Raw genomic sequence first — 1,447 nt, forward strand, 5'->3', positions numbered from 1 at the left:
GGCTCTTCGAAGTTAAGCGGGGTTGAGGTGTCCGCGGTGGCGGCGGGTGGTGGCTGCGCGGGTGCGTAGCCGCTGGTTTTCGGGGTTACGGAATCCGTAGGCGTCGCGGGCGACGGTTTTGATGACACGGTTGGTTCCTTCGGAGCCGGCGTTGGTGATGCCGGTGTGCAGGAACGCGAGGATTTCCGGCCACCAGGTCTCGATCGTGGTGGCGAGCCGGTGGAGTTCGAGCAGGTCAGAGTCGGCGCAGCGGGTGTAGAAGCGGTGCAGCAGCCGGGCGGTGGTTTCTCGGTTCGGGTGGGTGCGGGCGAGCGCGAGTAGGTCGAGCAGGTCTTCTTTGGCGTTCCAGGCGGCCAGGATCGGTGCGCCGATCTTCGCCGGCAGGTTGCTGAGGGTGTCGGTGAGCCGGTCGACGTGCTCGGCGCGCATGCGGGCTGCTGACCTGTTCAGCCGGTTGCGTTGCTGCCATTCCGGGTCGGTGGCCCGGCCGCGGCGGCCACGGTGTGTGACTGTCATGCGGCGGCGGACCTCGGTGACGGCCCGGTTGGCCAGCTGCACGACGTGGAAGTGGTCCACGACCAGCGTCGCGTGCGGCAGCGCCTCGCGGACGGCGGCCTTGAACACGGTGCACATGTCGATCGCGACGGCCTGGACGTGTTGGCGCCAGGCGGCGGGGCGTTGGGTGAGCCAGTCGGTCACCGCCTTGCTGGTCCGGCCTTCGACCTGGGCGAGTAGACCCTGCCCGCCGACGAGATCGCAGAAGCCGACGTGCCAGCGGTCGACGGTGGTGGTCCACGACGCGGTGACCTCGTCGAAGCTCCAGCGAGGCTTGCCTCGGCGGACCTCGTCGATGCCCAGCACGCTTACCGGTTCGGGCTCGGCCGGCAGCACCGTGGCGGTGTGCGCGGTGAACGCGGCCGCGACGACCGGCCAGGACATGCCCAGATCACGAGCGGCCTGCACGATCGTCCGGTTGCCGTCGGCGACCGCCGCGCCGGCCGCCTGCCGCAACCGGACGGTGATCCGTGCCCGTGCCGGGATCTGTGGCACGTGTTCGGTGAACGACGTGCGCGGGCATCCGGGCTGATCGCAGTACCAGCGGCGTTTACGCCAGCGCAACCGGGTGGTGCGGCCGGCCACCGGCAGATCCCGGGGGCGGGTGAACACCCAGCCCTTGACCCGGGCGGCCCGGACACCGCACTGAGGGCAGGATTGTGCCTGCTCACCGCTGGTGGACAGGTGAACGACGGGGGAACCGTCCGGGTGCAGCTCGACCCGCTCCACCACCAGGCCGTCCAGGCCCAGCAGCCGGGTCGTATCGTTGACCATGCTCGCAGCTCTTTACTTGTGACCATCCGAACTCGACACTCAGATGATCACCGAAGGGCTGCGAGCCCTCATCTCCGGGCCGGATCGATCAGCGCACCCCGCTCAACTTCGAAGAGCC

The 1,447-nt window shown here is 69.2% G+C and carries 1 protein-coding gene; it reads right to left on the bottom strand.

Annotated features, from left to right (window positions below):
* Positions 1–12 precede the first annotated feature (12 nt).
* Complete coding sequence (locus tag C1A38_RS30345; protein WP_102661098.1) at positions 13–1,329, bottom strand: ISL3 family transposase; 1,317 nt, start codon at positions 1,327–1,329, stop codon at positions 13–15.
* Between the last annotated feature and the right edge of the window lie 118 nt (positions 1,330–1,447).

This window comes from Verrucosispora sp. ts21 (genome assembly GCF_002879555.1).
Classification (GTDB): Bacteria; Actinomycetota; Actinomycetes; order Mycobacteriales; family Micromonosporaceae; genus Micromonospora; species Micromonospora gifhornensis.

What these genes read in the sequence shown, in the direction of transcription:
- C1A38_RS30345 (WP_102661098.1), bottom strand. Translation starts at nt 1,329, where the DNA reads ATGGTCAACGATACGACCCGGCTGCTGGGCCTGGACGGCCTGGTGGTG.